24 protein-coding genes are annotated in these 24,486 nt (G+C 65.2%); 4 read left to right on the forward strand and 20 right to left on the reverse strand.

The features are described 5' to 3' along the window. Positions 1-135: 135 nt before the first annotated feature. The 3 genes from trhA to ACREXZ_RS18065 form a co-directional block, all read right to left on the reverse strand. Positions 136-756: a PAQR family membrane homeostasis protein TrhA gene (gene trhA, locus ACREXZ_RS18055; protein ID WP_431765474.1), complete on the reverse strand. Its 621-nt coding sequence runs from the start codon at positions 754-756 to the stop codon at positions 136-138. 128 nt (positions 757-884) lie between these two features. Continuing rightward, positions 885-2,183 (reverse strand): c-type cytochrome, encoded by a 1,299-nt coding sequence (locus ACREXZ_RS18060; protein ID WP_431765475.1) that lies wholly within the window; start codon positions 2,181-2,183, stop codon positions 885-887. Between the two features lie 21 nt (positions 2,184-2,204). Next, a complete protein-coding gene (locus ACREXZ_RS18065) occupies positions 2,205-2,936 on the reverse strand; it encodes a c-type cytochrome (RefSeq protein WP_431765598.1) in 732 nt (243 codons plus the stop codon). 390 nt (positions 2,937-3,326) lie between these two features. Between ACREXZ_RS18065 and copC the strand changes: the two genes are divergently transcribed. After that, positions 3,327-3,707 carry a copper homeostasis periplasmic binding protein CopC gene (gene copC / locus ACREXZ_RS18070; RefSeq protein WP_431765476.1) on the forward strand — a complete coding sequence of 127 codons (381 nt, stop codon included), beginning with the start codon at positions 3,327-3,329 and terminating at the stop codon, positions 3,705-3,707. Then, positions 3,704-4,633, forward strand: a complete 930-nt coding sequence (locus ACREXZ_RS18075; protein ID WP_431765477.1) for a CopD family protein — start codon at positions 3,704-3,706, stop codon at positions 4,631-4,633. Before copC ends, ACREXZ_RS18075 begins: the two co-directional genes overlap by 4 nt. Positions 4,634-4,767: 134 nt before the next feature. Here the strand turns inward: ACREXZ_RS18075 and ACREXZ_RS18080 are convergent, their stop codons facing one another. The 4 genes from ACREXZ_RS18080 to dgoD form a co-directional block, all read right to left on the reverse strand. Beyond that, positions 4,768-4,980 carry a YodC family protein gene (locus ACREXZ_RS18080; protein WP_431765478.1) on the reverse strand — a complete coding sequence of 71 codons (213 nt, stop codon included), beginning with the start codon at positions 4,978-4,980 and terminating at the stop codon, positions 4,768-4,770. Between the two features lie 23 nt (positions 4,981-5,003). Next, a complete protein-coding gene (locus ACREXZ_RS18085; protein WP_431765479.1) occupies positions 5,004-5,306 on the reverse strand; it encodes a hypothetical protein in 303 nt (100 codons plus the stop codon). 236 nt (positions 5,307-5,542) lie between these two features. Further along, positions 5,543-6,856 (reverse strand): MFS transporter, encoded by a 1,314-nt coding sequence (locus ACREXZ_RS18090; RefSeq protein ID WP_431765480.1) that lies wholly within the window; start codon positions 6,854-6,856, stop codon positions 5,543-5,545. 56 nt (positions 6,857-6,912) lie between these two features. Continuing rightward, the gene (gene dgoD / locus ACREXZ_RS18095) at positions 6,913-8,061 is read right to left on the reverse strand and encodes a galactonate dehydratase (RefSeq protein ID WP_431765481.1); all 1,149 of its coding nucleotides are present in this window, start codon (positions 8,059-8,061) and stop codon (positions 6,913-6,915) included. A gap of 145 nt (positions 8,062-8,206) precedes the next feature. On the opposite strand from dgoD, the gene ACREXZ_RS18100 reads away from it, so the two are divergent. After that, on the forward strand, positions 8,207-8,962 hold the full coding sequence (locus ACREXZ_RS18100) for a FadR/GntR family transcriptional regulator (protein ID WP_431765482.1): 756 nt from the start codon (positions 8,207-8,209) through the stop codon (positions 8,960-8,962). A gap of 15 nt (positions 8,963-8,977) precedes the next feature. On the opposite strand, the gene ACREXZ_RS18105 is transcribed toward ACREXZ_RS18100, so the two are convergent. After that, entirely contained in the window at positions 8,978-10,516 is a 1,539-nt protein-coding gene (locus ACREXZ_RS18105; RefSeq protein ID WP_431765483.1) for a DHA2 family efflux MFS transporter permease subunit, read from the reverse strand. Positions 10,517-10,637: 121 nt separating this feature from the next. On the opposite strand from ACREXZ_RS18105, the gene ACREXZ_RS18110 reads away from it, so the two are divergent. Next, the gene (locus ACREXZ_RS18110; RefSeq protein ID WP_431765484.1) at positions 10,638-11,084 is read left to right on the forward strand and encodes a MarR family winged helix-turn-helix transcriptional regulator; all 447 of its coding nucleotides are present in this window, start codon (positions 10,638-10,640) and stop codon (positions 11,082-11,084) included. On the opposite strand, the gene ACREXZ_RS18115 is transcribed toward ACREXZ_RS18110, so the two are convergent. The 12 genes from ACREXZ_RS18115 to oxc form a co-directional block, all read right to left on the reverse strand. Continuing rightward, a complete protein-coding gene (locus ACREXZ_RS18115) occupies positions 11,081-12,190 on the reverse strand; it encodes an alpha/beta hydrolase (RefSeq protein ID WP_431765485.1) in 1,110 nt (369 codons plus the stop codon). The genes ACREXZ_RS18110 and ACREXZ_RS18115 overlap by 4 nt on opposite strands. Before the next feature lie 96 nt (positions 12,191-12,286). Next, a complete protein-coding gene (gene xylB, locus ACREXZ_RS18120; RefSeq protein WP_431765486.1) occupies positions 12,287-13,753 on the reverse strand; it encodes a xylulokinase in 1,467 nt (488 codons plus the stop codon). Positions 13,754-13,816: 63 nt separating this feature from the next. Continuing rightward, positions 13,817-14,695 (reverse strand): AraC family transcriptional regulator, encoded by an 879-nt coding sequence (locus tag ACREXZ_RS18125; protein ID WP_431765487.1) that lies wholly within the window; start codon positions 14,693-14,695, stop codon positions 13,817-13,819. Positions 14,696-14,728: 33 nt separating this feature from the next. Then, on the reverse strand, positions 14,729-15,916 hold the full coding sequence (locus tag ACREXZ_RS18130; protein ID WP_431765488.1) for an ABC transporter ATP-binding protein: 1,188 nt from the start codon (positions 15,914-15,916) through the stop codon (positions 14,729-14,731). A 2-nt stretch (positions 15,917-15,918) separates the two neighbouring features. Continuing rightward, positions 15,919-16,953: an NAD(P)-dependent alcohol dehydrogenase gene (locus ACREXZ_RS18135; RefSeq protein ID WP_431765489.1), complete on the reverse strand. Its 1,035-nt coding sequence runs from the start codon at positions 16,951-16,953 to the stop codon at positions 15,919-15,921. A gap of 10 nt (positions 16,954-16,963) precedes the next feature. After that, entirely contained in the window at positions 16,964-17,776 is an 813-nt protein-coding gene (locus tag ACREXZ_RS18140; RefSeq protein WP_431765490.1) for a carbohydrate ABC transporter permease, read from the reverse strand. Further along, entirely contained in the window at positions 17,764-18,642 is an 879-nt protein-coding gene (locus ACREXZ_RS18145; RefSeq protein WP_431765491.1) for a carbohydrate ABC transporter permease, read from the reverse strand. Before ACREXZ_RS18145 ends, ACREXZ_RS18140 begins: the two co-directional genes overlap by 13 nt. Before the next feature lie 39 nt (positions 18,643-18,681). Beyond that, entirely contained in the window at positions 18,682-19,950 is a 1,269-nt protein-coding gene (locus ACREXZ_RS18150) for an ABC transporter substrate-binding protein (RefSeq protein ID WP_431765599.1), read from the reverse strand. 196 nt (positions 19,951-20,146) lie between these two features. Next, positions 20,147-20,593 (reverse strand): zinc-finger-containing protein, encoded by a 447-nt coding sequence (locus ACREXZ_RS18155; RefSeq protein WP_431765600.1) that lies wholly within the window; start codon positions 20,591-20,593, stop codon positions 20,147-20,149. Positions 20,594-20,685: 92 nt separating this feature from the next. Beyond that, the gene (locus ACREXZ_RS18160; protein WP_431765492.1) at positions 20,686-21,117 is read right to left on the reverse strand and encodes a PAS domain-containing protein; all 432 of its coding nucleotides are present in this window, start codon (positions 21,115-21,117) and stop codon (positions 20,686-20,688) included. A gap of 76 nt (positions 21,118-21,193) precedes the next feature. After that, a complete protein-coding gene (gene frc, locus ACREXZ_RS18165; RefSeq protein WP_431765493.1) occupies positions 21,194-22,447 on the reverse strand; it encodes a formyl-CoA transferase in 1,254 nt (417 codons plus the stop codon). Between the two features lie 23 nt (positions 22,448-22,470). Next, positions 22,471-24,219 carry an oxalyl-CoA decarboxylase gene (oxc, locus tag ACREXZ_RS18170; RefSeq protein ID WP_431765494.1) on the reverse strand — a complete coding sequence of 583 codons (1,749 nt, stop codon included), beginning with the start codon at positions 24,217-24,219 and terminating at the stop codon, positions 22,471-22,473. Positions 24,220-24,486: the final 267 nt, after the last annotated feature.

Here is a 24,486-nt window from a genome sequence, read left to right on the forward strand (position 1 = left end):
GGTTGACGACACGCAAGGCTTCGGCTGTGGGCCGGTCGCGGGAAAATCGGCGGCACGCGGGTCGGCGTGCCGGATGCATCGACGCGCTATGCAGACACGTCGACTGGCGTTAAGTTGCATTCGCCGCGGTGGGCGTCACGCGACATAGCGCGCGACGGTGACGAATTGACACAGACTGCCGGCCAGCACGAACAGGTGCCAGATGCCATGGCCGTGCCGGATGCGCTCATCGTTGATGAAGAAGTAAATGCCGGCGCTGTAGATGACGCCGCCGGCGACGAGCCATGCGGTTCCCGCGGCCGGCAATGCTTCGACCAGCGGGCGGACGGCGACGAGCGCGAGCCATCCCATCAACACGTACAACACCATCGACACGCTGCGGGTACGGCGGCCGAGCGTGAGTTCCTGCACGATGCCGAGAGCGGCAAGCCCCCAGCTGACACCGAACAGCGACCAGCCCCACGGTCCGCGCAACGTGACGAGCGTGAACGGCGTGTAGCTGCCAGCGATCAGCAGGTAGATCGCCGAGTGATCGCACTTCTGCAGGACCGCCTTCAGACGCGGATTGCGGACGCTGTGATAGAGCGTGGAAATAGCGTACAGCGCGAGCAGCATCGCCCCGTACACAGCGAAGCTGACGACCTTGTATGCGTCGCCGTCGAGCGCGCCCATCGTGACGAGCGTCGCCAGTCCCGCCACCGACAGCACCGCGCCGACGAGGTGGGTAATACTGTTCAGACGCTCTCCAGCGTGCACGCTTCTAGCTCCATGTTGTGCTGCCCGCGGTGAGCCTCGTATCGACGGCTACAACCGCGGTCCTGCAAAAAAACGAAGGGCGCGGCCGCGATGGTCGCAGGCCGCGCCCCGGTGGCATCTGCCTTCGACTAGTCGAGCGGCGCCGAACGCAGGTCGCTCACCTGCTGCGGCGATACCGCCGTGCCGTGGTTACCCCACGTCTGACGGATGTACGTCACGACCGCTGCAACTTCCTGGTTCGACAGCGCCTGCGCGAACGGCGGCATGCCATACGGCTTCGGATTGCCGCCCGTGCTCGGCGGATAGCCGCCGTTCAGCACCATGCGGATCGGATTCACCGCCGAAGGCATCTGGATGGACGGGTTGTTCGCAAGCGGCGGGAAGTTCGGCGGCATACCGAGGCCGTTCGCCGCGTGGCACTTCGCGCAGTTGTCCAGATAGATCTTCTTGCCTTGCTGCGACAGCTCGCTGCCGAACTGCGGCGACGTTTGCAGCTGCATCGTTTCGGGCGCTTCGCTTTTCTGCGGGATCGTCTTCAGGTACGTTGCCATCGCCTGGATGTCGTCGTCCGACAGATACTGCAAGCTGTTGTGCACGACTTCGGCCATCGGGCCGAACACTGCGCCGCGTTGCGAGACGCCGGTCTTCAGCAGATCGGAGATGTCCTTCAGGTCCCAGTCGCCGAGGCCCGCTTCCTTGTTCGACGTCAGCGAGGGCGCGTACCAGTTCTGCAGCGGGATCAGGCCACCGGCAAATGCCGCCGAGCTGACCGGGCCGCCCATCATGTTGATCGACGTGTGGCACATGCTGCAGTGACCGAGACCGTCGACCAGATACGCACCGCGATTCCATTCGACCGACTTCGTCGGGTCCGGCTTGTACTCGCCTTCACGGAAGAACAGCGTACGCCAGCCGATCAGCAGGTTGCGGTTGTTGAACGGGAACTTCAGTTCATGCGGACGGCTCGGCACCGAAACCGGCGGAACCGAACGCAGGTACGCGTAGATCGCGTCCGAATCGGCGCGCGTGACCTTCGTGTAGCTGGTGAACGGGAAGCCCGGATAGAGCAGGCTGCCGTCCTTCGAACGGCCCGTGTGCAGCGCACGGTAGAAGTCGTCCTGACTCCACTTGCCGATGCCGTCTTCATCGTCCGGCGTGATGTTCGGCGTGAACATCGTGCCGAACGGCGTTGCCATCGGCAGGCCGCCGGCGAATTCCTTGCCGCCGCGTACCGTGTGGCAGGCGATACAGTCGCCGGCGCGGGCGAGGTACTCGCCCTTCTTGATCAGTGCCGCCTGGTCGGCGGGCGTGGCTGCAACGGCCGAGCCGTTGTGCAGGTTGTCGCCGCCCGACCACAGGACGGGAACGAGCGCGGCGGCTGCAGCGACTATGACAGCCGAGAGGGCGAACAGGGACTTGCGTTTCATTTGAGTATCTCTCCCGGTGCCTTATTGCGGTTCGCTGCCGCAGGCAAGCGGAGTCTTCATCGAGCGGGCCGGTGCCGGCACGGGGTTTTGCGGAGCCGACTGCGACGACAGCCACGAGGCGACGGCGTTCACGTCGTCGTCGGTGAGGCGCGTGGCGATTTCGTGCATGCAATCCGGGGCGATCGCGTGACGCGAGCCCGAACGCCATGCGCCGAGCTGCGCGCTGATGTAGTCGGAGTGCAGTCCGACCAGGCCCGGAATGGCCGGCTGCATGCCGGTCAGTGCCTTGCCGTGGCATGCGGCGCACGCGGGGATCTGCTTCGACACGTCGCCGTTCAGCACGATCTGGCGGCCGCGCGCGACGACCGATTCCGACACGGTCGGTTTCGCCGGCGGCGGGTACGGCGGACGCTGCTGCGAGAAGTACGTCGCGATCTGATGCAGGTAGTCGTCCGAGAGATACGTGACGAGGTAGTTCATCGGTGGGTACTTGCGGCGGCCCTCGCGGAAATTCACGAGCTGGTTGTACAGATAGTCGGCCGGTTTGCCCGCGAGCCGCGGGAAGTAATCGTTGTCCGTCCCCTGCCCATGCACGCCGTGGCATGCGGCGCAGGCCTGCACGCGCGATTCCATCGTGTCCGGAGCCTTGGGCTGGGTCTGCGCATTCGCAGCGCTATAGACGCCTGCGCTGCCGATCAACAGAAGGGCGAGCAGCGGGCGGAAAATGCGTCTTGAAGACACGCGTAACTCCATCATTAACGGGGACCTGACCGAACTTCGAGCGGCTCGGTGATGAGAAAGGTGGCCGGCGCTGCGGCGACGCAGCATTCTATCATCGATGGGTGATGGTGACTATTTGCCCAGGCCGACGTAGTTCAGTCATGGAACGTCCATGCGACAGTTTGACGCGGCGTGTTTGCGCGGCCCGCGAGGTGCTGCCGCAAGGCGACCGGCAGTCGGGATCGACGGCAGCCTCGCATCGTCCGGCACGGGCACGCCCATGACGAATGAACCGACGCGACGCGCCACCATCGAAGCGTACACTCTTGCGTTCCGCGGCGGCAGGCCTTCCGGCCGCGAGTCTTCCGCCATGCCTGCGTGCCCCTTCGTTTCGCCTTTCAACTTCGTCTCTCCGGATTCTCCATGACCACTTCCACTTCGTTTCGCCCGCTCGTGCGGGTGCTCGCGACCGGTGCGGCCGCGCTTGCCGTGGCCTCCACCGCTTTCGCCCATGCGCTGCCCGTTTCGCGCGACCCCGCACCGGACACCGAAGTCGCCGCGCCCGCCCAGGTGACGATCCGCTTCAGCGAGCCGCTCGAGCCCGCGTTCAGCAAGATCGTCGTCGACGACGCGGCCGGCAAGCCGGTCGGCGCGGGTCCGTCGGCAGTCGACGCTAACGACCGCAAGACGATGCACGCGCCGCTCGCGTCCCCACTCGTGGCGGGCCGCTACACGGTTCACTGGAATGCGGTGGCCACCGACGGCCATCGCACGCACGGCGACTACGGGTTCGCGGTCAAATGAGGCTAGATGGTCTGTGGATCGGGCAGGTCGCGATGGCGGCCCTCATGAATGTCGCGTTTGCGTTCGCGGTCGGTTCCGCGTTGCTCGGCGCGTGGCTCGCCGGCGCCGCGCGCACGGCGGCGTCGCCGGCACGTCCGGCCGCGCAGCGCGCGCAGCGTTCGCTGGTCGCGGCGGCGAGCGTGCTGGTGCTCGCGGATCTCGGCTGGCTCTGGTATCAGAGCGCATCGATGAGCGGCAATGCGTTGTCCGACGCACTCGACGTGGTGCCGACGGTGCTCGGGCAGACGCATGTCGGCTATGCATGGAGCGTCGCGTTTGCCGGTGCGGTGCTGCTGCTGCTCACCGCGCTCGCGCAGGCCAGCACGTTGCGCAACGCGCTGCTCGGGCTCGCGGTGATCGCGATCGCGGCCGGCAAGGCGTCGCTCGGCCACGCGGCCGATGCGGGTGTCGTGTCGGCGGCGATCGGCGTGCAGACGCTGCACATTCTCGCGACCGGCGTATGGGGCGGCCTCGTGCTCGCGGCCGGGCTCGCGGTGCTGCCGGCGCTCGGCGCGTCGACGGCGCGCGGCATACTGATCCGCACGGCGACGCAACTGTCGAGCGGCGCGCTGGTGGCCTTCGTCTTCGTGCTGGCGACCGGCGCGTTCAACGCGGTCCGTGGCTCGGGCGGTTCGCTCGACGCGATTGCGCACAGCACGTGGGGTCACGTGCTGATCCTGAAGCTCGTGCTGGTCGCGCTGGCGTTGCTGTTCGGCGCGCTGAACCGGTTGTCCGCGCTACCGCGGCTGCGCCGTACCGCTTCGACGATGGATGCGCACACGTTCGTCAATCTCGTGTACTTCGAGGCGCTTGCGATGATCGGTGTGTTCGTCGCGGCTGCGGCGTTAGCGCACAGCGTGCCGGCGTTTGCGGTGCTGGGCGGCTGACTCGGTAGTCGGCGAGGGGGTGATCAAGTACCTGAAGCGTCGCCCCGCGCGCACGCAAAAATACGCCGCATGACGTAGTCATGCGGCGCAAACACACGGTCGCCCGGCGGGGAGCCGGCCCCCGGTACTACCCGTTATGCCACGAGCGCGTCGTGCACCCGTTCCAGCGTCTCTCCCGGAAACATCTCCTGCTGCAGTTCGTCGTCGTCGTCGAACCACTGGCAGATCAGCCAGGTGCCCGGCGCGAACAGCACGGGACCGACCCACGTGGCGGTCATCGGGCGGCCGCCCGATTTCAGCGTCAGCACGTCGCCGGGTTGGTAAGCGGAGTCGAAGGTAGCGTTCATGTGCGTGAGGTCCGTCGAAGTGCCTATTCGTAGCCGAGCTTGTGGCCGACGATCGGCCCAGCGAACAGCGCGATGGCGCCACCGACGATTTTCCCTTCCAGTTCCGCGGCCGCGACACGCGCGCCGTACAGATGGGTCAGCACATCGAAGAGCTGCGGCAGGCAGTACAGCGCGACCGCGCCGATGAAGCACTTGTCGACGAGCGCGATGCGCCAGCCGCGTTCGTACGCGACCATCGCGGCGATTACGCGCAGCACCGCGAACACCACCAGGGTGCCGACCGCCGCCTGTTCGCGGATCAGATAGTCGGGAAGAAATTCGCCCATTGCCTGCCTCTCGAGTATTTGTGACTGTTCGAGGACATTTCAGCAAGGAGCGGGCCAGGCGCGGGGGCGGGCTGGCGTTGTCTGTGTAAAAGCCTTGTGGAACAATGCTCTGCGGCGAACGGGAGGGGCCAAACAAGGCCGAAAACCAGCCGTGAAAGCCGTTTTGGCAACGGACGTTACGTAACTCGAAGCGGCTTCGGAACGCTGCCCGTAACGCGCGCCGGGGGCACGGCGGACTACTCGATCCGCTCGATCCGTCCGACGACAAACAGATACGACAGCGCCCCCACCAGACCGACCGCGCTCATGAAGACGAGCGCCGGCGCGAAGTCGTCGCCCTTCACGAGCAGCCCGATCACGATCGGCACGCAGATCGACGACAGGTTGCCCATCAGGTTGAACATGCCGCCGGTGAGGCCAAGCAGTTCCTTCTTCGCCATCGACGACACGAGCACCCACGTGATCGACGAAAAGCCGCTGCCGAAGAACGCGATCGCCATGAAGACGATCACCATCGCCGGCGTGCTCACGTAGTTCGCGCCGACGATCGTCGTCGACAGCAGCAGCCCGGCGACGATCGGCACCTTGCGTGCGACCGTCGCCGACGCGCCACGCCGGATCATCCAGTCGGACAGCAGCCCCGACGAGAGAATGCCGACGAATGCCGCGAGAAACGGCACCGACGCCATGAAGCCCGCCTTCAGGAAATCCATGTGGCGGTACTTGACGAGGTAGGTCGGAAACCACGTGAGAAAAAACCATAGCGTCGACGTCACGGCGATCTGGCCGACGTACACGCCCCAGAGCCTGCGGTTGCCGAGGACCGCGCGCCAGTCGGCGGCGGTATAGCGGCGGCGTCCTTTACTCCGCGGGCCGTTCGATTCACCCAGTTCGACGAGCCCACCGCCCGCGCGGATCGTGTCGAGCTCCTGCTGGTTGATGCCGGGCGCAGCGCCCGGCTCGCGATAGAGCGCATACCAGACGAATGCCCACAGCAGGCCCACCGCGCCCGTCAGCACGAACACGCCATGCCAGCCGAAGTGTTCCTGCGTGAGCACGAGCGCCGGCGTCAGGAACGCGAGGCCGACGTACTGGCCCGACGTGTAGATCGCGATTGCGCGGGCCCGCTCGCTGTCCGGAAACCATGTGGTGACGACGCGGTTCAGCGTCGGGTACGCGGGCGCTTCGAGCACGCCGAGCAGCACGCGCAGCGACAGCAGCACCGCGAACGCGCTCGCGAAGCCCTGCAGGATCGTCGCGAGCGACCACAGCCCGACGATCGCCGCCATCATCAGCCGCGGACGCGTGCGGTCGACGAGCATGCCGCCCGGAATCTGCAGCAGCGCATACGACCAGCCGAACGCGGAGAACACCAGACCTAGCTCCGCGGGCGACAACTGCAGTTCGCGGCCGATCGACGTCGCGGCGATCGACAGGTTGCTGCGGTCCAGGTACGTGATGACGACGGTGATGAACAGCATCGCGAGCAGGCGATGCCGCTTGCCGGTCGCGCGCGTTAGCGCGTGAGCGGGGATGGGGGTTGTCTCCACCGGAAGCGTTCTCCTTCTTTCTGCGTGACGCGTGATGACGATGGCGCTTCAGCGCTTCACCACTCCGCGACGCTGCCATCGGCGTGACGCCACACCGGATTGCGCCAGCGATGCCCGACCTTCGCCATCTCGCGGACCTTCTCCTCGTTGACCTCGATGCCGAGTCCCGGGCCCTGCGGAATCGACACGAAGCCGTCCTCGTACTTGAAGACTTCGGGGTTGCGGATGTAGTCGAGCAGGTCGTTGCCCTGGTTGTAGTGGATGCCGAGGCTCTGTTCCTGGATGAACGCGTTGTAGCTCACCGCGTCGAGCTGCAGGCAGGTCGCGAGCGCAATGGGTCCAAGCGGACAATGCAGCGCGAGCGCGACGTCGTACGCCTCGGCCATCGATGCAATCTTGCGGCACTCGGTGATGCCGCCCGCGTGCGACGCGTCCGGCTGGATGATGTCGACGTAACCGCCCGCGAGGATGTGCTTGAAGTCCCAGCGCGAATACAGACGCTCGCCGAGCGCGATGGGCGTGCTGGTCTGGTTGACGATGTCGCGCAGCGCCTCGGCGTTCTCCGACAGCACCGGCTCTTCGATGAAGAGCAGTTTGTACGGATCGAGTTCCTTCGCGAGTACCTTCGCCATCGGCTTGTGCACGCGGCCGTGGAAGTCCACGCCGATGCCGATGTTGGGCCCGACCGCTTCGCGCACCGCGGCGACGTTGTTAATGACGCCCTGGACCTTGTCGAAGGTATCGATGATCTGCAGCTCTTCCGAGCCGTTCATCTTCACCGCCTTGAAGCCGCGCTCGACCACCGCACGCGCGTTGTTCGCGACGTCGCTCGGCCGGTCGCCGCCGATCCACGAGTACACCTTGATCTTGTCGCGCACCTGGCCGCCGAGTAGCGCATGCACCGGTACCCCATGATGCTTGCCCTTGATGTCCCACAACGCCTGGTCGACACCGGCGATCGCGCTCATCATGATCGGACCGCCGCGGTAGAAGCCGGCGCGGTACATCACCTGCCAGTGGTCTTCGATCAGCAGCGGGTCCTTGCCGAGCAGATAGTCGGACAGCTCGTCGACGGCGGTCGCGACTGTATGCGCGCGGCCTTCGACGACCGGTTCGCCCCAGCCCACGATGCCTTCATCGGTTTCGATCTTCACGAAGCACCAGCGCGGCGGAACAATGAAGGTTTCAATCCGGGTGATTTTCATGGCGGCATCTCCTTGTCTGGCGGCCTGCGGGTTCGGTCCGGGTTCAGATTCGTCGAACCTCGGGAAAATCCAGATACTACACAAAATCGCTGCTTGGTACTATTAATAGTATTAATTGGGAAATCGCCGTCGGGATGACCGCTGGATGATCGATAATCGGGCCCGTTCGGGTATCGTCCCACCATCGCAACGACCGCGCCGTGAGGCGCCACGGAGAACCGCCATCCAGCACGATCTGCACGGTCGCGTCGCGCGCGACCTCGCGACCGCCATCCTGCGCGGCGACTACGCGCCCGAATCGATCCTGCCGCGCGAAGCCGAACTGATGGACGCGTTCGGCGTCAGCCGCACGGTGCTGCGCGAAGCGCTGCGCACGCTGACGTCGAAAGGGCTGATCGAGTCGCGTCCGCGGGTGGGCACGCGGGTGCGGGCGCGCGCCGCGTGGAATCTGCTCGATGCGGATCTGCTCGAGTGGTACTCGAAGGTGGCGCCGCCGGTCGAGTTCGCGCTGAAGCTGCAGGAGATGCGCGAGATGATCGAGCCGCATGCGGCCGCGCTTGCTGCCGCGTCACATGCCGATACGACGTTCGCCACGCTCGACGCTGCTCATACGGCGATGGTCGCGGCGCGCAACGTCGACGAATGGGTGCGCGCGGATCTGCGCTTTCACCTGAGCGTGCTCGCCGCATGCAGCAACGAGTTGCTCGTGCCACTTGGCACGCTGATCGAGCGCACGCTCGAAGGGCAGCTAAGGCTGAACGCGAAGCGCGCGGACGTGTTCAACGCGTCGCTGGCCGAGCACACGGCGGTGTTCGTTGCGATCCGCGATCGCGACGCCGATGCCGCGCGCAGCGCAATGGCGGCGCTGCTTGGCGTCACGCGCGGGCGTATCGAAGCTTAGCCGGTAAGGCCCGCGTCAATCCATCGCCGCGTGCGCGATCGATTCGTCGGGCGCGTTCTTCGCCGGCCGGATCAGCAACAGCAGCGGAATCACCAGCAGCGTCGCGACGAACATCAGCTTGAAGTCGTTCAAGTACGCGATCATCGATGCCTGCTGCGTGATCGTCCGGTCGAGTATCGCGATGTCGGTCATCGAACCGCTGTCGAGCCACGACCGCATCGCCGGATTGAACGGCGTCACGTTGGCAGCGAGGTCCGAATGCGCGATCTGCGTGCCGCGTGTCATCAGCGTCTGCACGATCGAAATGCCGATGCTGCTGCCGATGTTGCGCATCAGGCTGTAGGTGGCGGTGCCGTCCGCGCGCAGTTCCGGCGTGAGCGTCGAGAACGTCAGCGCGCTCAGCGGGACGAACACGAGCCCAAGACCGAAGCCCTGGATCACGCCGGGCCACACGATGTCCGACGCGGACAGCACGATCGTGTAGTGCATCATCTGCCACAGCGCGAACGCGGAAATCACAAAGCCCGCGAGCAGCAGAAGCCGCGCGTCGACCCACTTCAGCAGCCGCCCCGCGAGCAGCATCGCAATCATCGTCCCCGCGCCGCTTGGCGCCGTCACTAGCCCGGTCGTCGCGACAGGGTAGTTCATTAGTGTCTGCAGCATCGGCGGCAATAGCGCACGCGTCGCGTACATCACCGCGCCGATCACGAAGATGAAGAACACGCCGGTCGCGAAGTTCGGGTCCTTCAGCAACTCATATTTGAAGAACGACCGGTTGCCCGCAGTCGCCGTGTGCGCGAGAAAGAACGCGAAACTGATCGACGCGATCAGCGCCTCGATGACGATCTCGTGCGAGCCGAACCAGTCGAGCTGCTCGCCGCGATCGAGCATCGCCTGCAGTGCGCCGATCGCGAAACTCAGCGTCGCGAAGCCGAACGCGTCGAATTTCGTCTCGCGGCGTGGCGCATGCGACGGCAGGAAGGTGGACACGCCGAACAGCGCGAACGCGCCGATCGGCACGTTGATGAAGAACACCCAGCGCCAGTTGTAGCTGTCGGTGAGCCAGCCGCCGAGCGTCGGCCCGAGGATCGGCCCGACCATCACGCCCATCCCCCACACGGCCATCGCCTGACCCTGCTTCTCGCGCGGATTGATGTCGAGCAGGATCGACTGCGACAGCGGCACCAGCGATGCGCCGAAGATTCCCTGTAGCAGCCGCGACGCGACGATCTGCGTGAGCGTCTCCGACAGTCCGCACAACGCCGACGCAACCGTGAAGCCGGCGATCGACAGCGCGAGCAGCCGCTTCACGCTGAGCCGGTCCGACAGCCAGCCGGTCAGCGGCGTCGCGATTGCGGCTGCGACGATGTAGGAGGTGAGCACCCACGTGATCTCGTCCTGCGACGCGGACAGCGTGCCCTGCATGTGCGGTAGCGCCACGTTGGCGATCGTGCTGTCGAGCGTCTGGATCAGCGTGGCGAGCATGATCGAGATCGTGATCATCGGCCGGTTGAGCGGGGCGGCGGCGCTCCCTGGCGGCGAATCGAGGGGCATGGGATGGGTGGTCTTTAATAGTAAGCATGCTTATTATATAGATATGAAACATGCCGACAACCAGGGAGATTTGCGATGTCGCGCGCCTTCGCTGCGCGGACGGGTTTCGTATAATCCGCGCATGGAACCCCTCTACGAAGAACGCTTCGGCTTCTTGATCACCGACGTCGGCCGGCTGTGCGGCCAGCGCTTCGACGGTCTCGCACGCTCGCAGCTGGATCTCAGTCGCGCGCAATGCCGCGTGCTCGCGTACCTCGCGCAGTCCGGCGAGGTGGTCAATCAGGCGCAGCTTGCCGGGCTACTCGATGTCGCGCCGATTTCGGCCGGGCGGATGCTCGACCGGATGGAGGAGGGCGGCTGGATCGAACGCAGCGCGAATCCCGACGACCGCCGCGCGCGGCACGTGCGGATGACGCCGAAAGCGGAGCGTTCGCTCGGCAAGGCGCGCAAGGTCGGCGACAAGGTGTCGGCTGAAGGTCTGAACGGCTTCACCGACGACGAAGCGAAGCAGCTGATCTCGCTGCTTCAGCGGGTACGGCGCAATCTGAGCAAGATCGTCGACCGCTAGGGATGAGTTGCAGATCGCCGCGCAGGTGGTTGGGTATCGTCGAAGCCGAACAGCGCAGCGAGACCCTGCGGCGAGGCGAACATCTGCGAGCTGTGGTGCCCGACGCCGTCCACTTCGAGTAGCTGCTGCCCGACATGCCGGTCCAGCAGGTGCAGGTAGCCGAAGTACGCGAGCCCTCGTGCATAGCGCGTCGCGCCTTGCGCTCGCGCGGCGCATGAACGGTCGAGTTCGGGGTGCGCCGGATCGTTGTCGGCGGTGCCGAGCAGGTAGACGACGTCGCGCGCCAGATAGCGCCGTTCGATCTTCGCGGCATCGACGGATGCCCCCGCATAGCGCGGTAGCCCGCCACTCAAACCAAACTTCCACTGATCGACGTGCGGACACGACGTGCCCGTATCGACGGCGAACGTGCCGTTCGCGGACGGCCGGCGCCGGTCGAAATACAGATACGACGATGGGTTCGCGATCACGAAGCGCACGTGTACGTGCTCGCGGTCGAGCACCGCCGTGCCGCGGCCGAGCGCGATGTAGCGCTGCACGAGCTGCGCGCCCGCCGAATGCCCGGCGAGCACTACCTCGCGAAGCTGCGGAAAACGTTGCCGATCCGCGAGTCGCGCGAAGATCGCGTCGAGGACATCAAAGGAGCTGATCGGCGCGGGACCTTGTGCGTCGTATCCGTTGGACCAGTCGTTGAGGCTCCAGCGCAGCACGCTGTTGGGCAGCGCGTGCGCGGCGATGTCGGTGGGAATCAGGAATTGCGGCGTGACGATCAGCGTGTGCGCAGCCGCGTCGCCGGCGCGGCGCGCGGCGTTGCGGGCCGACGGCATGTCGCGGCGCGACGAGCCGTGAATCACGACGACCGCACGCGTGACGTCGGGCTGCGGCGCGGACCAGTCGAGCGATGTTTCGATCGGCATGTCGCCCGCGCCGCGCGCGGTGCTCACGGTGAAGCGTCCCGTCTCGACGGCGGGCACCGGCGTGCGTTCGATCGGCACGCCGACCGTCGTCGCCGGTTGCGCGGCAGTCACAATCGATGCAATCGATGCAATCGATGCGGCTACCGACGCACACGCGAACACAGCGGCGATGAGGATCCTGCGAACCATCCGGTACCTCGCGGGCTTGGGCGAACTGCCTGCGATCATACGACAGCGACCCGCGACCACGCGGTTCGATGCCTGATGTCCCTCAGCCGGCCGCAACTAGCCGGCCGCGTCGAATTCCGGCTTCAGCGCGGTGTACAGCCGACGGTAACGCGCGAGCCGTTCGGCGAGCAGCGGCTGCATCACGGGGTCCGGTTCACGCGATTCGATCACTGGCGGCATGGTGCAGACATCGGCGATCGAGTCGTTCGTCGCGGCGAGCCGTGCGAGCCGCGCGGCGCCGAGCGCACCGCCGACGTCGCTGCTCATGTGACGACGCATCGTGACGCCCATCGCGGTCGCGCAGAGCTGCGCCCAGAACGGACTGCGCGAGCCGCCGCCGATGAACGACGCGTGCTCGAGCGTCGTGCCCGCGCCCTGCAGCGCCGCGTAGCCGTCGGCCATCGCGAACGCGACGCCTTCCATCACGCTGTAAGCGAGGTCGGCCGTACCGTGCGCGGCCGTCAAACCCCAGAACACGCCGCGCGCGTTCGCATCGTTGTGCGGCGTGCGCTCACCGTTCAGATAGGGCAGAAAAATCGGTGCGGCCGCGGGGTCAGCCTGCGCGGCGAGGTCGGGCAGCGTCGCGACCGCGGTGTGCGCGACCTGCGACAGCCAGCCGAGACTCGCGGCCGCCGACAGGATCACGCTCATCTGATGCCAGCGCTCAGGCAGGCAATGGCAGAACGCGTGAACGCCCTGTGCGGGATTCGGCGCGAAGCGATCGGTGCCGGAGAACAGCACACCCGACGTGCCGAGCGACAGAAACGCGCTGCCCGCATCGACGACACCCATGCCGATCGCGCTCGCCGCGTTGTCGCCGGCACCGCCGCACAGCGTGACCGGCCCTTCGATGCCCCACTCGCGGCGCAGCGCATCGCGCAGCAAAGCCGCAGGCGCGCTGCCCTCGACGAGCCGCGGCATCTGCTCGCGTGTGAGTCCGGTTGCGGCGAGCATCCGGTCGGACCAGTCGCGTTTTGCGACGTCGAGCCACAACGTGCCGGACGCATCCGACATGTCGGACGTGAACTCGCCGGTCAGCCGCCACGCGACGTAGTCCTTCGGCAGCAGCACCTTGTGGATCGCGCGGAACACGGACGCCTCGTATTTCGCGAGCCATAGCAGCTTCGGCGCAGTGAAGCCGGGCATCGCGAGATTGCCGGTGATCGCACGTGATTCGGGTACGAGCGCTTCGAGTTCGACGCATTCGGCGAACGCGCGCGTGTCGTTCCACAGAATGGCGGGGCGCAGCACCTGGCCGCTGCGGTCGAGCAGCGTCGCGCCGTGCATCTGCCCCGACAGGCCGATGCCTTGCAGCGCGGCGAACGCCGACGGCTGAGCGCTGCGTACCGCGGCGATCGCATCGAGCGTCGCGTGCCACCACGCCTGCGGGCTCTGCTCGGACCAGTGCGGATGCGGGTGGTCGACGGTGAGCGGCGCACCGGCGGTGGCGAGGATGGCGGCGTGGTCGCCGGTCAGGACAACTTTGACCTCGGAGGTGCCGAGGTCGATTCCAAGAAAGGTCACGGCGATAGTCGAATCGGAAAGTGGAAGAAAAGCCTGATAGCGGCGAGCCTGTATGGGTCGCCGTCAGGCCGCGATCATCTGTTCGTTGAGCTGGTGCAGTGCGCGGAATTTCGACGGGGGCATCGCCTTCATCGCGCGGAACTGGCGGTTGAAATTCGACAGGTTGTTGAAGCCGACGCGATAGCAGATCTCCGTCACGGAGAGCGTCGAGCACATCAGCAGTTCGCAGGCCTCGTTGAGCCGCAAACGGTTCAGGTATTGCACGAACGTCGAGCCCGTATGGCGCCGGAAAAATCGCGTGAACGTGCTGACGCTCATGCCGACCAGGTCGGCGACGTCGCTTTCGCGCAGCGTGCCGGGCAGGTTCTGCTGGATGTACGACAGCACCTGGTTGATCGTCGACGACATGTAGCGCTGCGCGTCGATGTGATACGACGGCCCGGCGAGCAGTCGCCGCTCGGAACACGACGCGAGCCGGTCGAACAGCGCCATCAGCAATTCGACGCGGCGGCAGCCGTGCGCGTCGGCGAGTTCGGACATCAGCGGCGAGACCGACAGGCCGACGTGATCCGGAAACTGCAGTCCGCGCGACGCATCGTCGATCATCGTCAGCACCGGCTGCAGTTCGGTGAACGCGGCGACCATCTGCTGTACGGCATCGCGCGAGAACTGCAGCACCATGTCGCGTGACGGCACGCGTTCGTCCGCGCCGATCTCGCTGATCCAGTTGTGCGGCAGGTTCGGTCCGGTGATCACGATATTGCCCGGCGCGAACGGCCCGATGTAATCGCCGACAAAGAACTTGCCCGTCGACGCACTGATCACGTGAATCTCGTACTCCGGATGGAAGTGCCACTTAGCGACGTTGTGCGGGTAGTCGTGAATCCACGCGCGAAACGTTTCGTCGCGTCGCGTGTGCACGACTTCGAGATCGGGATTCATCGCCTCGCTCTCCTTCGCAGCGCCCGACAGGGCTCAGGGGTGCGACACCGACCATTGCGGTGCCGCGGTCGCATCCGGTTGCCGCGCCGTGTCGGGCGGCGCGTCGGGCAACGTGACGTTGCGTCCGCTCTGCGTGTCGAACACGTGCAGATCGTCGGCGTCGAACCTGAACGTTACCATGTCGCCGGGTGCCGGCACCGAGTTCGCGGGCACCAGCGCGGCGAGATGTTCGCCCGCGAAATCGAACGTGACGAGCGCTTCGGCGCCGAGCAGTTCGACGAGTTCGACGCGGCCTGCCAGGCGCAACGCGGAGGCGCTGTTGCTTTCATCGGTCCCGCCGAGCTTCAGATAGTTCGGCCGGATCGCGAGCTTTACGGCCTGGCCTTCGCGCAGCTTGATGCCCGCCGCCGCGAAGCGCGGTGCGGCGAGCGACCAGCGTTGCTCGTAGCCCTGCACGTATGGCGCACCGCCGTCGAAGCCGACGGTCGCATCGAGGAAATTCATCGCGGGCGTGCCGATGAAGCCCGCCGCGAACACCGTGTGCGGACAGCGATAGAGGTCGGAAGGCGAGCCGGACTGCTCGATGTGTCCGCCGCGCATCAGGATCACGCGGTCGGCGAGCGTCATCGCTTCGAGCTGGTCGTGCGTGACGTAGACCGTGGTTGTCTTCAGCCGTTGATGCAGCCGCTTGATGTCGCCGCGCAGCTGCGCGCGCAGTTTCGCGTCGAGATTCGACAGCGGTTCGTCGAACAGGAACACCGCGGGCGTCTTGATCATCGCGCGCGCGATCGCGGCCCGCTGCTGCTGGCCGCCCGACATCGCGCGCGGCTTGCGCTCGAGCATCCCATCGAGACTCAGCGCGGCGGCGACTTCGCGCACGCGACGGTCGATTTCGGCCGCCGACACCTTCAACCGGCGCAGGCCGAACGCGATGTTGTCGTACACCGTCATGTGCGGATACAGCGCGTAGTTCTGGAACACCATCGCGACGTTGCGCTCGCGGGCGGGCCGCGCGTTGACCACCGTGTCGCCGATCGACAGCTCGCCGCCGGTGATGTCTTCCAGGCCCGCGATCATCCGCAGCATCGTCGACTTGCCGCAGCCCGACGGTCCGAGCAGCACGACGAACTCGCCGTCGCGGATGTGCAGGTCGAGCGGATGCAGCACCGGCGGGCCGCTGTCGTAGCGCTTCGTGAGTCCCTTGCAGACGATCTGTGCCATGGTCAGTCCATCTCGATCTGGATCTTGACGTCGTGCGGATGGCCCGCCGCCGCCTCTTCGAATGCGCGCACGCCGTCGGTGAACGCAAACTTGCGGGAGATGAACGGGTTCACATCGATCATGCCCGAGCTGATCAGCGCGAGCGCGCGCGGAAAGATGTTCGCATAGCGGAACACCGATTCGATGCGCGCTTCCTTCGCCTGCAGCGCGACCACGTCGAGTGCAACCGGATCGACCGGCATGCCGACCAGCACCGCGCAGCCGCCGGGGCACAGCAGATCGATCAGCGTCTCGTAGACTTTCGGATTGCCGCTCGCCTCGAACACGACGTCCGCGCCCCAGCCGTCGGTTGCGTCGCGCACCGCATCGACGAGCGAATGCGCACGCACGTCGACGGTCGTCACGGCCGTGTGCTTCGCGAACAGCGCGAGTTTTTCCTTGATCACGTCGGCGAGGATCACGCGCGATGCGCCGCCCGCGAGCGCGGCGAGCGCGGTCATCGCACCGATCGTGCCGGCACCGATCACGACGGCGACGTCGCCGGGGGTCATCGCCGCTTTCTTCGCGGCTTGCAGGCCGATCGACAGCGGCTCGACGATCGCGCCTTCCGCGAACGACACGTTGTCCGGCAGCCGGAACGTGAACGCGGCCGGATGCACGACGTACGGCGTGAGGCAGCCGTGGATCGGCGGTGTCGCCCAGAAGCGCACCGCGGGGTCGAGATTGTAGAGACCGCGCATCGTCGCCGGCGAATCGAACTGCGGCACGCCGGGCTCCATGCAGACGCGGTCGCCGACGTGCAGATGCGTGACGTCGCGGCCGGTTTCGACGACCGTACCGGACGCTTCGTGACCGAGCACCATCGGCTGCTCGACCTTGAACGGGCCGATCCGGCCGTGCGTGTAGTAGTGCACGTCGCTGCCGCAAACGCCGACCGTGTGAATGCGGATCTTCACGTCGCGCGGGCCTACGTCGAGCGGGATGTCGATATCGCGTAGTGCGAGCCTGCGCGCTTCTTCCAGTACCAGGGCTTTCAACACACTCTCCTTATTTACCTTTGAGCATCGAGTTCAGCAGCCGGCTCAGGATGCCGACGAAAATCAGCGGCGGCAGCGCGAGCAGCACCGTCGACGCGTTGATCACCCCCCACGGCACCTCCTGGCCGAGCGACGTGAACGCGGACGCGACGACGGGCAGCGTCGCGCTGCGCGACGATGTGAGCGCGAGCGCGATCATCAGCTCGTTCCACACCAGCACGAAGCTGAAGACGATGCCGCCCATCAGCGTATTCGAACTGATCGGCAGCGCGATGCGCCAGAACACTTCATACGGACCGTAGCCGTCGAGCGTCGCCGCTTCCTCGACTTCGCGCGGCAGCCGCTGGAACACGGGAATCGACAGCCATGTGATGGTCGACAGCGTGACGAGCAGATACGTGACGATCATCGACAGCTTCGTGTCGTACAGGCCGAGGTCCACCCAGATCGCGATCAGCGGAATCGCGATCGCGACCGGCGGCAGAAAGCGCAGCGACAGCAGGAAGAACTGGATGTCGCGTTTGCCCGGCACGTGAAAGCGCGCGATCACATAAGCGGCCGGCACACCGAGCAGCGCGCCCAGCAGCACCGACGTCCCGACGATCGCGACGCTGTTGCCGAGACCGATCAGCACCTCGGGGCTCGACAGCACCTGACGGTAGTTGTCGAGTGTCGGCGTGAAGATGAAGCGCGGCGTCGGCGTGACGATGTCGAGCAGGTTCTTCAGAGAATTCAGCACCGCCCACAGGATCGGAAAAACGGCGACGATCGCGATCAAGGCGCCGACCGCCGTGGTCGCGCTGCGCGAAATCAGTCTTCCCATTTGTTCACCCGCTTCCAGATCAACGTGAAGATCGCGGTCGTCGCGATCATCATCAGCACCGCCATGCTCGACGCGTACGACACCTTGCCCGACAGGCCGATGCCCTGCGAGTACGCGTACATGTCGAGGGTTTCGGTCGAGATTCCGGGGCCGCCTTTCGTCATCACATAGATCAGGTCGAACGAACGCAGCGACTCGACCATCTTGATGAACACGAGGCTCATGATCGGCACCTTCAACATCGGTAGCGCGATGTATGCGTATACCTGCCACGTCGACGCGTAATCGAGCCGCGCGGCTTCGAGCGGTTCGGGCGGCAGGGTTTCGAGCAGCTTCAGCACCACGACCGCGAAGAACAGGCCCCACTGCCACACGTCGACGAGCGCGATCGCGTACAGCGCAGCGTGCGGGTCGGACAGGAACGCGGTGTCGGTGATGCCGATCGTGCCAAGCAGCCAGCTCAGCACACCGTTCAGCGGCGAGTACATGAACTTCCAGATGAACGCCGCGGACACGCGCGGCAGCAGTACCGGCATGATCAGCAACAACGTGATGACGTTGCGCGCGCGGCCGTGAATCTGTTCGAACAGGTAGATCGCCAGCAGCACGCCGACCACGACCGCGCCGACCACCGTGACGATCTCCCACACCGCGGACACTTCGATCGCGTTCAGGAAACGCCGGTCCGACATCAGCCGGACGAAATTGCGCAGCCCCACGTACTCGCTGTCCGGGTAGCGCAGCACGCGATTTTTCAACGCGAGGTTGATCGCCGCGACGGTCGGGATCAGGCCGAGCAGCGCCATGATCGCGAGCGGCGGGGCGAGGAACACCCAGGGCAGGCTGGTTTTACCGCGATTGAACATCGATGTCTCCGGGAATGCGGTGGAAGCGCGCTGCTCTGCTTATTTCTTCGCGCCGCCGTGTTCCATCGCGTCCTTCGCGTACTGCACCGCGTCGTTCAGCGTGCCCTGCACGTCGGTTTGCGTACCGGTGAAGATCTCTTCGAGCGCGATGCCCAGGTTGTCGCCGATGTCGGGCCATTGCGGGCTCGACCAGATCGTCACCTTCGTTACCGGATTGGTGTCGTTCAGGCCGCTCAGAATCTGCGGCTTCACGTGCTTCTGGAAGTAGTCGCTACGGATCGTGCTGGTGCGGTTGTAGTCGCTGAACACGTTGGCGCGCAGACGCGCCTGCTCCTGATCCTTGCTCGTCGCCCACGCGATGAACTTGCCCGCGGCCTGGCGCGTGCATTCGTCCTTCGCGCCGACCGACGAGATCGCGAGACCGTGTCCATACGCGGCGGACGGCAGCGGCGCCGGCGGTCGCACGTAGCCGACCTTGTCGGCGACGCTCGATTTCGTCGGGTCTTCCATCCAGTCGGCGAACGGTGTCGACTCGATCATGAAGGCGACCTTGCCCGAGCGGAACGCTTCGAGCGCGTTGCTCCAGTCGTAGGTCGCGGCGCCCGGCGGCGCGTATTTGAAGAGATCGCTATAGAGCTGCGTTGCCTTGACGGCGGCCGGCGAGTCGAATGTCGGCTGCCCGTTCTTGTCGGTCCACGTGCCACCCTCGGCGAGCATGAACGGCGCCCAGCGCCAGACGTTCATGCCCGAGCCGCGCTGGCCGCGTGCGACCCAGCCGTACATAGTCGGCGGCGCGTTGAGTTTCTTGATGTCGGCGACGAGTTCGTCGAGCGTTTTCGGCACCGGCAGATGCGCTTTTTCGAGCAGGTCGCGACGATAGAACAGGAAGTCGCCGCCGCCGATCAATGGCGCGAAGTACGCGACGCCCTGGTAGCTCGCGACCGCGCGACGGCCCGGCAGGAAGTCGTCGTAGTCGTAGTCTTTCGGGTAGTACTTGAGCAGCGGCACGACCCAGCCCGCGGACGCGAATTCGGCGACGTTCGCTTCGTCGACGTAGTAGATCTGGTACGAGCCCGCACCCGTCGAGGCATCGAGCCGCGATTTCGCGCGCCGGTCGTTCTCGCCGAAGTAGCTGATTTCGACCTTCGTGCCGTTGCGTTTTTCGTAGTCGGGCAGCGATTTCTCCATCACCGACAGCCCGAGGCTTTTTTGCGCCAGCACCCGGATCACCGGCACGTTGCAGTTCTGCGCGAAGGCCGTAGCCGGCGCGCACGCGGCTATCGCGGCGCACGCCGCCCAAGATCGAATCGTGTTCACAGTCGTCTCCTGAATCTGTTTTTGTCGACCGGCTTGCCCGCATGCATGGGAGGGTCCGGTGAGCTGCACTGTAGTGCTCAGGAAACGTGCTTCACTACTTCAAAAGCCAATACGCATTGGTACTATTTGCGCAGCCCGCCGTTGCGGCGCACAAATTGTGTCGGTGAGTGGGGCGCTGCTGACGATGCTATTCGGTCTCGCCGCGACGGGCTGCCGTGAAGCGCTCGATCACGTCGACCGCGGCTTTGCACTGTTCGGCGTCGATCAGATGGATGGTGCACTGGTCTTCGGGGATTTTGAGTTCGCCCGCGAGCCAGCGATAGCCTTTCGCGCGCGCTTCGAACACGTTGCCGCCGTCGCGACGGAGCTTGCCCTGCACCATCGGTTCGAGCGCCGCGTGCAGCCGCGCTTTCCAGTCGCGCAGTTCCGCATTCGCGAGACGGCCGAGCGGCACGCGGCGCGTGCTGCGCGGGAAGATGCCGATCCACGCTTCGCACGGCGTGCAGACCCACAGCGGGCCGTGATCGTCGCGATACGGATAGCCGTCCTCGTCCGGGGGGATGAAAACGGCTTTCGCGCCGCAATAGTCGCAGACAGGTTGCGGCAGCGGAGGAACAGGGCGGCCGACGCGCATGATGGCAAGGGCGGAAGAAGAGTCAGCGGTCAATATAGCAAATCGGTGCGCGCGACCCTTGCTCGTGTGGCGTGTCCTTCGGTCGTACGTTGTTAAGCGCCGGCCTTCGCTTCGAGTTCGGCGATACGCTTGCGCAGCGCGCGGTCTTCGTTGAAGCGGGCCGTTTCGTCGCGGATCACGGCGACGATGCCGGTCACGTCGCCTTGCGACGAATGCAGCAGCGCGACGGTGAACGCAATGGACATCGTGCGGCCGTCTTTATCGATGGCGGGCACTTTCAGCAGGTCGTGGCCGTAGCGCGTTTCGCCGGTCGCCATTGTCTTGCGATAGCCGTCCCAATGCCGGCCACGTAGCCGTTCGGGGATGATGATATCCAGCGACTGGCCGAGCGCTTCGTCCTGCGTGAAGCCGAACATGCGTTGCGCTGCGGGGTTCCACAAGGTGATCGCACCGCTCGCGTCGGAGATCACGACGGCGTCGCCGATCGCATCAACAAGCTGTTCGAAATCGATGGTCGTGGGCATAGGGTGGGGTGGTCCGTAAATAGCGTAGCCGCCCACCGGATGAGCGGGCGGCTACGTCAGGCGTACCTTCCGTACGTTATACCGCCTGTTCCTCGTGCATGCGAGCGATCTGCTCGGCGGTATAACCCAGTTGCGCGAGCACTTCGTCGGTGTGTTCGCCGAGCAGCGGCGAGCCGGTGATCTCCGGTTTCAGATCGGAGAACTTGATCGGGCTGCCGACCGTCAGGTACGTGCCGCGCGCCTTGTGCGGCACCTCGACGATCGTGCCGCTCGCACGCAGCGATTCGTCGTTCGCGAGTTCCTTCATCGTCAGCACCGGTGCGCACGGAATGTCGAACTTGCGCAGGATGTCGACCGCTTCGAACTTGGTCTTGTCCGCGAGCCACTGCTCGATCGTCGCGAAGATGTCGAAGATGTGCGGCTGACGCGCCGACGCCGTGTTGTACTTGGGATCCTCGATCCATTCCGGCTTGCCGATCGCGCGGCAGATCGGCGCCCACGCGTGGCCCTGGATCGTGAAGTAGATGTACGCGTTCGGATCGGTTTCCCAGCCCTTGCACTTGAGCACCCAGCCCGGCTGGCCGCCGCCGCCCGCGTTGCCGCCGCGCGGCACGACATCGCTGAAGGTGCCGTGCGGGTACTGCGGATATTCCTCGAGATAGCCGAGGCGGTCGAGCCGCTGCTGGTCGCGCAGCTTCACGCGGCACAGGTTCAGCACGCTGTCCTGCATCGACACGGCGACCCGCTGTCCCTTACCCGTCTGCTGGCGGCCGATGATCGCGGTCAGAATGCCGATCGCGAGATGCATGCCGGTGTTGCTGTCGCCGAGCGCGGCGGCGCTGATGGTCGGCGGGCCGTCCCAGAAGCCCGTGGTCGACGCGGCGCCGCCCGCGCATTGCGCGACGTTTTCGTAGACCTTCAGGTCGTCGTAGTGATGGCCGTCGCTGAAGCCCTTCACCGACGCGACGATCATCTTCGGATTCAGATCGCGGATCACGTCCCACGAGAAGCCCATCCGGTCGAGCGCGCCCGGGCCGAAGTTTTCGACCAGCACGTCCGATTCGCGGATCAGCTTTTCGAGCACTTCCTTGCCTTCCGGCTTCTTCGTGTCGAGCGTCAGCGAGCGCTTGTTGCTGTTGAGCATCGTGAAGTACAGCGCATCGGCGTCGGGGATGTCGCGCAGCTGGGTACGCGTGACGTCGCCCGAGCCGGGACGCTCGACCTTGATCACGTCGGCGCCGAACCACGCCAGCAATTGCGTGCACGCCGGGCCTGCCTGGACGTGCGTGAAGTCGATGATCTTGATGCCTTCGAGTGGTTTATTGCTCACGGTATTTCTCCTTGTTGACTGCCTTACTTTTTCATCGCCGCGCTTTGCGGATTCAGATTCGTCAGACGGCCGCTTTCGGTGCCGGCCGCTTCGTCGATGACGGCATTGATCAGCGTCGGTTTGCCCGAGCGGATCGCCTCTTCGAGTGCATGGGTGAGTTCATCGGGTGTGGTCGCGTTGAAACCGACGCCGCCGAAGGCCTCGATCATCTTGTCGTAGCGCGCGTTCTTCACGAACACGGTCGGCGCGACTTCCTTGCCGCCGGTCGGGTTCACGTCGGTGCCGCGATAGACGCCGTTGTTGTTGAAGACGATCGTGCAGACGGGGAGCTCGTAGCGGCAGATGGTTTCGATTTCCATCCCGCTGAAGCCGAAGGCGCTGTCGCCCTCGATCGCGACGACCTGGATGCCGCTCGTTACCGCCGCGCCGATCGCGAAGCCCATGCCGATGCCCATGATTCCCCACGTGCCGGAATCGAAGCGTTTGCGCGGCTGGTACATGTCGACGATGCTGCGCGCGTAGTCCAGCGTGTTTGCGCCTTCGTTGACGACGTTGATGTCGGGGCGCGTCTTCAGCACGTCGCGGATTGCACGCAGCGCGCTATGGAAACTCATCGGCGAAGGATTCTTCGCGAGCGTCGCCGCCATCTTTTCAAGGTTCTTGTTCTTGCGTTCATTAACCTCGCCGGTCCATTCCGCAGGCGGCTTCGGGAAGCCCGCGTCGATGCCCGCGACGAGCGCCGATACGCACGAGCCGATGTCGCCGATCACCGGCGCGGCGATCGCGACGTTGCTGTCGATTTCGGTCGGCGAGATGTCGATCTGCACGAACTGCTTCGGCGCGGCGCCCCACGTCTTGCCCTTGCCGTGCGCGAGCAGCCAGTTCAACCGCGCGCCGATCAGCACGACGCAATCGGCTTCCTGCAGCACGAACGAACGCGCGGCGGAGGCGGACTGCGGATGCGTGTCGGGCAGCAGGCCCTTCGCCATCGACATCGGCAGATACGGGATGCCACTCTTTTCGACCAGCGCGCGAATCTCGGCATCGGCCTGCGCGTACGCCGCGCCCTTGCCGAGCAGGATCAGCGGACGCTTCGCGTGACGGATCACGTCGAGCGCGCGCTTCACCGAATCGGACGACGGCAATTGACTCGGTGCGGCGTCGATCACCTTGATCAGCGACTGCTGCGCTTTCGCGGCGTCGAGGGTTTGCGCGAGCAACTTCGCCGGCAGATCGAGGTACACGCCGCCAGGGCGGCCCGACACCGCGGCGCGGATCGCCCGCGCGATACCGACGCCGATGTCCTCCGCATGCAGCACGCGGTAGGCCGCTTTCGCGTACGGCTTCGCGGCGTTCAACTGATCCATCTCTTCGTAATCGCCCTGCTGCAGATCGACGATTTCGCGTTCGCTCGATCCGCTGATGAGGATCATCGGGAAGCAGTTGGTCGTCGCGTTCGCGAGCGCGGTGAGGCCGTTCAGGAAGCCCGGCGCGGAGACGGTCAGGCAGATGCCTGGCTTCTTCGTCATGTAGCCCGAGATCGCCGCGGCATTGCCCGCGTTCTGTTCGTGACGGAAGCCGATGAAGCGCATGCCTTCGGCCTGCGCGAGACGCGCGAGATCGGTGATCGGGATGCCGACCAGACCGAAGATCGTGTCGATGTCGTTCAGCTTGAGCGCGTCGATGACGAGGTGAAAACCGTCGGTCGTCGCGGGTACGTCGTGGGGTTCGCCGGCCGTCAGTTCAGGGCGGGCGATTTCGGCAGTGGACATTCGTTCCTCTCCGTTTCGTTGATGGCTGTTCGGGTGTCGCTTCGAGTCACTTCACGCCGACCACTGATATACAGTATTTCACACACCAGACTTTTTCAACGCTTTTCGCAGAGAAATTGTCGTGCGTCGCAGCATTTCATTTCGTTACCGGGAAAACACGTAAATGCCTGTATATAAAGGGTAAGGCGTGTGTTTTCAGCGACCGCACAGATCGATTTCGGGTACACAGCGGCACGATCAATAAGTATTGTGTGTGTAATATATTAG

Origin of the sequence: Paraburkholderia sp., assembly GCF_050742655.1 — a bacterium.
Classification (GTDB): domain Bacteria; phylum Pseudomonadota; class Gammaproteobacteria; order Burkholderiales; family Burkholderiaceae; genus Paraburkholderia.